At 73.1% G+C, this 8799-nt stretch carries 9 protein-coding genes; 5 read left to right on the top strand and 4 right to left on the bottom strand.

The window, feature by feature from the left end; genetic code table 11:
• Both ACKUB9_RS17965 and ACKUB9_RS17960 read right to left on the bottom strand, forming a co-directional pair.
• A partial coding sequence (locus ACKUB9_RS17965; protein ID WP_410825855.1) for an ATP-binding protein occupies window positions 1–1921 on the bottom strand: 1921 nt, incomplete at its 3' end.
• Window positions 1922–1988: 67 nt separating this feature from the next.
• Window positions 1989–3035 carry an HD-GYP domain-containing protein gene (locus ACKUB9_RS17960; RefSeq protein WP_407524889.1) on the bottom strand — a complete coding sequence of 349 codons (1047 nt, stop codon included), beginning with the start codon at window positions 3033–3035 and terminating at the stop codon, window positions 1989–1991.
• Between the two features lie 245 nt (window positions 3036–3280).
• Here ACKUB9_RS17960 and ACKUB9_RS17955 point away from each other — a divergent pair, with 245 nt between their 5' ends.
• Complete coding sequence (locus ACKUB9_RS17955) at window positions 3281–3628, top strand: DUF6481 family protein (RefSeq protein WP_407524886.1); 348 nt, start codon at window positions 3281–3283, stop codon at window positions 3626–3628.
• Between the two features lie 347 nt (window positions 3629–3975).
• Here the strand turns inward: ACKUB9_RS17955 and ACKUB9_RS17950 are convergent, their stop codons facing one another.
• Complete coding sequence (locus ACKUB9_RS17950; protein WP_407524883.1) at window positions 3976–4461, bottom strand: Ros/MucR family transcriptional regulator; 486 nt, start codon at window positions 4459–4461, stop codon at window positions 3976–3978.
• Window positions 4462–5037: 576 nt separating this feature from the next.
• Window positions 5038–5658, bottom strand: coding sequence for a DUF2147 domain-containing protein (locus ACKUB9_RS17945; protein WP_407524880.1), 621 nt, complete (start codon window positions 5656–5658; stop codon window positions 5038–5040).
• A gap of 236 nt (window positions 5659–5894) precedes the next feature.
• Between ACKUB9_RS17945 and ACKUB9_RS17940 the strand changes: the two genes are divergently transcribed.
• From ACKUB9_RS17940 to ACKUB9_RS17925, 4 genes are all read left to right on the top strand, one after another.
• Window positions 5895–6068, top strand: a complete 174-nt coding sequence (locus ACKUB9_RS17940) for a hypothetical protein (RefSeq protein ID WP_407524877.1) — start codon at window positions 5895–5897, stop codon at window positions 6066–6068.
• Between the two features lie 126 nt (window positions 6069–6194).
• Window positions 6195–8033, top strand: a complete 1839-nt coding sequence (locus ACKUB9_RS17935) for a cation:proton antiporter domain-containing protein (RefSeq protein WP_407524940.1) — start codon at window positions 6195–6197, stop codon at window positions 8031–8033.
• A gap of 212 nt (window positions 8034–8245) precedes the next feature.
• Entirely contained in the window at window positions 8246–8509 is a 264-nt protein-coding gene (locus ACKUB9_RS17930; RefSeq protein WP_407524874.1) for a hypothetical protein, read from the top strand.
• An 83-nt stretch (window positions 8510–8592) separates the two neighbouring features.
• On the top strand, window positions 8593–8799 hold the full coding sequence (locus ACKUB9_RS17925) for a hypothetical protein (RefSeq protein WP_407524872.1): 207 nt from the start codon (window positions 8593–8595) through the stop codon (window positions 8797–8799).

Here is an 8799-nt window from a genome sequence, read left to right as displayed (position 1 = left end):
AGCCGGCCGGCGCGGGCGCCGCGGCCTCGCGCCGCTCGGCGGCACCCGCGAAGGAGCCGCCGCGCGCCAGGATGGCGAGGGCCGCGCGCCACTCGCCCTGCGCCAGCGGCCAGCGCAGCACCTCGTCGGCGGCGCCCGAGGCCAGCACCTCCGGCCCGTGCGCGTCGCCCATCGGGCAGAGCGCGAGCACCCGCGCGGCACCCGGCGGGCGCCCGCGCGCCGCGAGATCGCCCGCCGCCAGGATCCAGTGCGCAGGACCCGCCTCGTCGCGGGGCGCGCCGTCCTCGCGCGCCGTGAAGCCCGCCGCCGACAGGCCGGCCGCCAGGGCCGCGCGGGTGGCCGCGCCGCTCACCCCGAGCACCATCGCGGCCACCACGGCCGGATCGCGCCGGAGCGGAGCGGCCGGCTCCAGCACCTCCACGGGGATCTCGGCGAAGAAGGTCGAGCCTTCCCCCTCGCGGCTCGTCACGCCGACCCGGCCGCCCATCGCGGCGACGAGGCGCTGGGCGATCGACAGGCCGAGCCCGGTGCCGCCGTAGCGGCGCGTGGTGGAGTGGTCGGCCTGCGAGAAGGCCGTGAACAGGCCCGCCAGCGTCGCCTCCGGGATGCCGATCCCCGTATCGGTGACGGAGAGGCGCAAGGAGCGGCCGGCCTCGGCCGTCTCGATGCGGATCAGCACGTGGCCGGCTTCGGTGAACTTGAGGGCGTTGTTGACGAAGTTGCCGAGCACCTGCCCCAGGCGCACGGGATCGCCCGCGATGGCGCGCGGCACGTCCGGGGCGACGAGCGCCGCGAGGTCGAGGCCCTTGGCCCGCGCCCGCTCGCCGAACAGCGTCGCCACCGTGTCGGCGATCTCCGCCGGATCGACCGGGATGCGCTCCAGCTCCAGCTTGCCGGCCTCGACCTTCGCGAAATCGAGGATGTCGTTGATGATCGCCAGCAGGTTCTGTCCGGAGCGGGCGATCACCTCCGCGTAGCGGCGCTGGCGGGTCGGCAAGTCGCCCGCGGCCAGGAGTTCGGCCATCACCAGCATGCCGTTCATCGGCGTGCGGATCTCGTGGCTCATGGTGGCCAGGAAGGTCGACTTGGCGGCGTTGGCGGATTCCGCCGCCTCCTTGGCCTCGCTCAGGTCCGCGGTGCGGTCCTGCACCTCCTGCTCCAGCCGCGCCCGGTGGGCGGCGAGCCGCCGGTCGCGCTCGTCGACCGCGTCGAGGAGGCCGTTGAAGGTCGAGGCGAGTGCCCCGACCTCGTCACGGGTCTCCACCGGCACGCGGTGGCGGTAATCGTGGTTGGCCTGGACGGTCACCATGGCGTGCGTGAGCGCCGTCAGCGGCCGGGTGAGCGCCGCCTGCAGGCGCCACGCGACGAGGAGCCCCACGACCACCGCGAGCCCCGCCGTCATGGCGGTGGTGGCCAGCACGTCGTAGAGGCGCTCGATCAGGTCGGCGGTCTCGGCGATGAGCGTGACGCGCCCGACCTCGCGGGTGTTCTCCACCACCGGGACGCTGAGGCGCACGGTGCGGGTCGAGACGAGGTCGAGGACCGAGACGCCCTCCGCCCGGTCGAGGTCGAGGTCCCGGGCGAGGCGCAGCCCCAATCCCTGCTCGGCGAGCGCCGACCCGTCCGGCCGCGTCAGCGCCGCGTAGACGATGCCGGGCCTGAGCGCGATCGCCCGCAGGGCCGCATGCGCCCCCGCGGCATCCTCCGCCACGGCGGCGCGAGCGCTGGCGCTGGCGAAGACCGTCGCGAGCCCGTGCAGCCACTCGCGCTTGTCGGCGGCGTAGCGCGACGCCTCGCGCCACGTCCCGAGAACGGCCGCGACCGCGAGGGCGACCAGCACGGCGCCGACGACCGCGCGCCCGAGGCGCGTGGCGAGCGAGGTGCGCGAGGACGTGGCGTCCTGGCGGTGTCGCGCTGTCATCGGGGCAAGCTCCTGCCGGCGAGGTTTTATGGCGTCCGACGCTGCCTCACGCCGCCTGAGCCGCGGCTCACGCCGCCTGGACCGCGGCCTGTCCGGCCAGCGCCGCGACGGAATCCCAGCGGCTCAGGAAGGCCTGCACGACGGCGGCGTCGAAATGGGTGCCGGATTCCTGGATCAGGTGCGCGCGCGCCGCCTCCAGGCTCCAGGCGCGCTTGTAGGGGCGCTCGGTGGTGAGTGCGTCGAACACGTCCGCCACCGCGACCATGCGGCCGGGGAGCGGGATCGCCTCTTCGGCGAGCCCGCGCGGGTAGCCGGTGCCGTCCCAGCGCTCGTGGTGGCTGACGGCGATCTCGGCGGCGGCCCGCACCACCTCGGAGGAACTGCTCTCGAGGATGCGCGCGCCGCGCTCGGCATGGCGCTCCATCACGCGCCGCTCCTCCGCGTCGAGCGGGCCGGGCTTGAGCAGGATCGCGTCGGGAATCGCGATCTTGCCGACATCGTGCATGGTCGAGGCGAGGCTGAGCAGCCGGCAGCGTTCCGGGGGCATGCCGAGGGCCTCGGCGATCAGGCCGACATAGGCCGCCACCCGGGCGATGTGGTTGCCGGTGTCGGTGTCGCGGTGCTCGGCGGCGCGCATCAGCAGGGTGATGATCTCGCGCTCGCGCGCCTCCACCAGCGCCACCGCCGCCGCGACCTCGCGGGCGAGCCATGCCGCCCGCTCCTGCTGCTCGCGGTAGGCCCGGCTCAGCGCCAGCAGGTTCGTGACGCGCGCCCGGATCTCGACCGGGTCGCAGGGCTTGTTGAGGAAATCCGTCGCGCCCGCCTCCAGGGCCTCGCGGCGCAGCGCCCGCGCGTCGTAGCTCGTCACCATCACGATCGGCACATGCGCGAAGCCCGGCACGGCGCGCGCGGCGCGGATGAAGGCGATGCCGTCCATCTCCGGCATCTCGTAATCGGTGAGCACGACGCCGATCTCGTCGGTCTGCGCCCGGATGCGGGCGAGCGCGTCGGCCGGCCGGGTGAACGCCTCCGCGGCGCAGTCGCGGATCGGGCGCAGGGCCTCCACCATCACGAGGTTGTTCAACTCGGCATCGTCGAGGACGAGCGCGCGCATCGATGTCCCTCTGGCGGCCGAACCGCTCCCGCGAGACCTTGCCCGCGAAACCTTGACAAGTTCTGCCCGCGACCCGGCGAATCTCGCGGGGCCGAGCCGAGATGGAAACCCGGATGGGCTTCCGCGCGATTGATCCTGTGCAACGCGGGATTGGCTTTGAATCCTGCCGCCGCGGGCGCTACAGGACGAGCCTCCACCTTTTCCGGGCGCCCGTGCCCGATTCGAGGATCCACGAGACGAACACGATGGCCGGCTTCAAGGACCAGCAATTCGACAAGCGGCGGGGCGCCTCCGCCGAGGCCAAGCGGGCGCTGCTGGAGAAGTTCAAGGCGCGGCCGTCCGACGACGACCCGGAGGTGGTCGCCCGTCGGGCGGAGCGCCAGCGGATCGCCGAGGAGCGCGCCGCCCGCGAGGCGGCCCGCGAGGCGGCGCGGCAGGAGGAGAAGACGCGCCAGGAGGCCGAGGCCGCCGAAGCCCGCGCCCGCGCCGAGCAGGAAGCGGCCGACGCCGCGGAGCGGGAAGCGGCCACGGAGGCCGAGCGCAAGGCCGCCCGCGACGCCCGCTACGCCGCCCGCAAGGCCCGCCGGAAGTAGCGACGCCGGCCACCGGCGTCCGCGGCCCTCGCAGGCCGTCCGACGCCGCGGCAGGCCGACGAGCCTTGCCGAGGGCTTCAGGCCGATCGTCCCGGCTTCGCGACGAACGCGTCACCGATCCGGCGAGGAGCCGGTCTCCGCGCGGCGGAGCCGCGGCGCCGCACGTCAGAGCGACGACCAGATTTGCGATCTTGAGCGGATGGGCGCTGCCGGCCGGCTGCCGGTCAGCGCATCGTCCGACGAAGCGGTCGCCGGATCGTCATAGAAAGCGCGTCAGCATCAAAGACTTAGAGCAAGATCCGAATGCAGCGCATTCGGATCTTGCTCTCGTCGCGCCGAGAGGTCCCTCACGCCACCGTCTTGGGCGGGCGTCCGCGCTTCTTCGGCTCGCCACCCGCCGCATCCGCCAGCTTGGCGGCGGCGCGCTCGCGCCGGAGCTGGCCGAGGCCGAGCGACTTGGCGAGTTCGGAGCGCTGGGCGGCGTAGTTCGCCGCCACCATCGGGTAGTCGGGGGGCAGTCCCCACTTCTGGCGGTACTGGTCAGGCGTGAGGCCGCGGGTGGTGAGGTGGCGCTTGAGGGACTTGTAGGGCTTACCGTCTTCGAGGCTGATGATGTGGTCGGGGGTCACGGTCCTCTTGACCGGCACCGGCGGCACCGGCTTCTCCGGCTCGGGCGGCGGCGGCGACACGACGCGCGACAGCGAGGAATGCACCGACACGATCAATCCGGCCAGCTCACCCATGGGCACCGAATTGTTCGATACGTATGCCGAGACGATATCGGCCGACAGATTGATCAGGTCTGTTTGGGTCTCAGGCACGTCGGGCGTCATGGGGGCATCCTGCCGGAAAACTGATTTGCAGATGCGGGAAAAAAATCAGGTAGTCAACGAATATTTCGAGATACGCTGTTACCTGCTCTTTGTAAGGGCGACGGACCGAACGGCCCGCCGTAAGTACGTTCCAAACTAGAGTTGTTTCGTTCGGTTCTTTGGCGAGAGGAACGGATTTGCTCTTTTCTTGGATGCTTTTTGGTCAAACGTGGCGGTGAGTGCAGGCGCCAGCGGTCCGGATCTGCCCGCCGGCATCCGGATCATGATGCAAAATGTTCGAATTATCAGGGGTTTGCGGGTTCGGCGGGCGGCCCGGGGCGCGCCGCGTTAGGACCGCTCGCGCGGGGAGCGAAACCGCCCACGGGCGGATTTCCGGGCTGCCGGACGGCGACGGTCGCCACAACCGGAGCGGGAATCCGCAGGTGGCTCTACCTCGTCGGGACGGGCTGTGGACAAGCGGGCGCGCGGGGGCGCCGTCCCGGCGCCCCCGCCCTCGCCTTGGGTTCTGGGCGCCGTCCCGGCGCCCCCGCCCTCGCCTTGGGTTCTGGGCGCCGTCCCGGCGCCCCCGCCCTTGCCTCAGGGCTTGGGCGCCTCGGTGGTCTTGCTCTCGTTCGCCTTGCCGGCCGGCGCGGGGCCGGCGGCTCCGGGCGCGGCGGCGGCCGGCTTGGGCGGAGGCGGCTTGGGCGTCCACTCGGCGTCCGGGCGCGGACCGCCCGGTCCGTTCGTCGGGCCGGTGAGCTGGCCGGCGGCGACGTTCGTCACCCGCGTCCAGGATTGCGAGCCGCACAGGAAGCCGAGCAGACAGCCGCGCACGTTCAGCTCGCCCGGATCCTCGACCCAGATCGACACGTCGTAGAGCTTGCCGTCCTCGGAATTGTAGATCTGGCCCTCGTACCGGTTCTCGGCGTTCGGCTTGAGGCCCATGATCAGCTGGTGCCCGAGCGACGGGCGGGTGCGCTTCTTGGCGTCGGTGTTCTTGAAGTCGACCCGAGGCTGGCCCTTGTCGTCGAGGGGCGTCTTCAGCCAGACGACGTAGCCGCAGATCCGATCGCTGCGTGTCAGGCACTTCTCGATACGGATCCGCGCCCGGCCGTCTTCGGTCAGCCATGCGCCGCTCGGATCTTTCGGCGCGGCGAGGGCCGCGACCGGCAGCAGCAGACCGAGGGCGGCCAGACCGCAGGTCAGGGGATTCATCATGCAGGATATCCTCCGTGGCGGAGCCGCAGCCGCATTAAGACCAGCCTGCCGGGGCCGCAACCCGCGAGGAGACCGTGCGGCCCCATGGACCGCCTCGGGGCCGGATGTCACATGGCCGGATGTCACATGGCTCCGCCGCCTCCAGACGAGCTAGAGCGGCCTCGCCGGGGGGCAATCGTCCCGCGGTTCCCGAGATCCCCGACCCGCCCGGTCGCCGGCCGCAGGGCACGAGCCGCATGATCCCGATCGAGATCCTGGTGATGACCTCCGGCGCCGTGGGCGCGATCGCGATCGTCGTGGCGGCCCGCCCCGGGCGCCGCCGCCTCGCCTCACGCGCGCCGCGTCCCGCCGGAGCGGGGCTCGAGGACCACGGCGTGCCGCGCGCCGAGCCGCCGATCCCGCGCCACTGAACCGGCCTGCCGCGGCCGGCCGCCGGCCCCGCCGCCGCCCTCGCGACCGCCCCTTGGCTTCGTGCCCGTAATCCTGCATGCCGGCCGGGAGCCCCCCGTCCGAATCCTGCAGGAGAGACCGTGCCCGTGCCGCACGCCACCGAGCTGATCGCCATCATCGCCGCCGGGCTGGTCTTCGCCTTCATCGGTGGCCTGATCGCTCAGCGGCTGCGCCTGCCGCCCCTGGTCGGCTATCTCGTGGCGGGCATCGCCATCGGCCCCTACACGCCGGGCTTCGTCGGCAACGCCGATCTCGCCGGCCAGCTCGCCGAGATCGGCGTGATCCTGCTGATGTTCGGGGTCGGGCTCCACTTCTCGATCGGCGACCTGATGGCCGTGCGCGCGATCGCGCTGCCGGGCGCGGTGGTGCAGATCGGGGTCGCGACCCTGATGGGGCTCGGGGTCGGCCTCGCCTGGGGCTGGGGGTTGGGGGCGGGCCTCGTCTTCGGCCTCGCCCTCTCGGTGGCCTCGACGGTGGTGCTGCTGCGCGCGCTGGAGGAGCGGGGCCTGCTCGACACCGACAAGGGCCGCATCGCGGTGGGCTGGCTCATCGTCGAGGATCTCGCGATGGTGCTGACCCTCGTCCTGCTGCCGGCGCTGGCCGGGGCACTCGGCGGCGAGGCCGGGCAAGGTGGGCATGGGCATGCGCATGGGCACGAGGGCGGCGATCTGTGGGTCACGCTCGGGCTCACCCTGGCCAAGGTCGCGGCCTTCACCGGCCTGATGCTCGTCGGCGGGCGCCGGTTCGTGCCCTGGCTGCTCGATCAGGCCGCCCGCACCGGCTCGCGGGAGCTGTTCACCCTGGCGGTGCTGGCGCTGGCGCTCGGCATCGCCGTCGGGTCCGCGGCCCTGTTCGGGGTCTCCTTCGCGCTTGGGGCATTCTTCGCCGGCATGGTCCTGGCGGAATCCGACCTCAGCCACCAGGCCGCCGCCGACTCGCTGCCGCTGCAGGACGCCTTCGCGGTCCTGTTCTTCGTCTCGGTCGGCATGCTGTTCGACCCCGGCATCCTGCTGCGCCAGCCCCTGGCGGTGCTGGCGGTGCTCGGCATCATCGTGGTCGGCAAGTCCATCGCGGCGGTCGCGATCGTGCTGGCCTTCCGCTATCCCCTCGGCACCGCGCTCACCATCGCGGCGAGCCTCGCGCAGATCGGCGAGTTCTCGTTCATCCTCGCCGGGCTCGGCATCACGCTCAAGCTGCTGCCGCCCGAGGGGCGCGACCTGATCCTGGCGGGCGCGCTCCTGTCGATCACCCTCAACCCGCTGTTCTTCGCCGGGATCGAGCGCCTCGCCGCCTTCCTGGCCGGGCGGCCGGACCTCGCCGCCCGCGTCGAGCGGCGCGGGGCCGCCGCCCTGCCGGCGGTCGCCCCGGTGCATGCGGGCCGCGAGGGCCACGCAGTGCTGGTCGGCCACGGCCGGGTCGGCAGCAGCATCGCGCGGGCGCTCGAAGCCTGGGAGCTGCCCGTCGTGGTGGTCGAGCGCGACCGGCGCCGGGTCGAGGATCTGCGCGCGGCCGGCGCCGCGGCGGTGTTCGGGGACGCGGTCGCCCCGGGCATCCTGGCGGCGGCGGACATCGCTCGCGCGCGCCTCCTCGTGGTGGCGAGCCCGGACGCGCATCAGGCGCGTCGCCTCGTGGCCATCGCCCGCGAGGCCAATCCCGGCATCGACACGCTCGTGCGCACCCACAGCGACGCCGAGCGGCGCCATCTCGAGGACGAGGGCGTCGGCCTCGTGCTGATGGCCGAGCGGGAACTCGCCTTCGGCATGACCCTCTACGCCCTGCGCAGCCTCGGCATCAGCGAGGGCGAGGCGCGCCTCTTCGTCGACACGAGCCGGGCCGAGAGCCGCACCGATCCGGCCGCCCAGGCCGCGCCCGGCCAGGGCGCCCCCGAACTGCGCCCGCACCGGGAGGCGACGGGCGGCGAATGAGCCGCCGCGGGGCGGGCGCACATTACCGGATGGCAATGTCGCGGCAATGCTGCCCCAAGCTCGGCCGCGGCATCGTCGGGCGTCCCTGAGGCGGACCTGCTCGGGCAGGACCGCCCAGGATCGTGTTTCCGCGTCGTTCCCGCCGCCTTGGCCGGTGATCCGTCGGTTCGCCGGCCGCCGGGGCGGGCGATGCCGAGAACGGAGCGATGCCGATGTCGCAGATGGACCGCCCGGCCGAACTGATGATCTGGCACGGGGAACGCACCGCGCCACCGGCCGAGGCGCGGCTCTACCCCACCCTGCGCGAGGCGCTCGCGGCGGCCGCCTGCTACGCCGGAGATCCCGACGCCCTGCCCTGGATCGTCACCGAGGACGGCGACATCCTCAGCCCGCACTGGATCGACCGGCACGCCCGCGAGACCAGCCACCCGGTGGGCGGGCTGCGCGCCTGGATCGCGCAGCGCTGGCTCTGCTGAGCCGGCCGGGGCGCCGCGAAATCGCCGAAAGATGATGCGACGGGACATCTCCCGTTCAACGCGCCGCGTGCTACCTTGCCGCCATGACGAGTCTCCGCAAGCCCGCTCCCCCGCGCCGCGACGCGGTCGCGACGACCTACGGCTACGGGGTGGCGCGCGGACGGCTGCCGCGCCCCGGCAACGATAACCGGCGCTCGTCGCGCCGCCGCTCGGTGCCGCTGCTCGTCGGCGCCTGGTTCGCGATCCTGGCCGCCATCACGGCCCTGTTCTGGCGCTCGGCCGGGCTCTGA

This window comes from Methylobacterium oryzisoli (genome assembly GCF_046557895.1).
Taxonomy (GTDB): Bacteria; Pseudomonadota; Alphaproteobacteria; order Rhizobiales; family Beijerinckiaceae; genus Methylobacterium; species Methylobacterium oryzisoli.
This window is presented reverse-complemented; position numbering and strand designations above follow the sequence as displayed.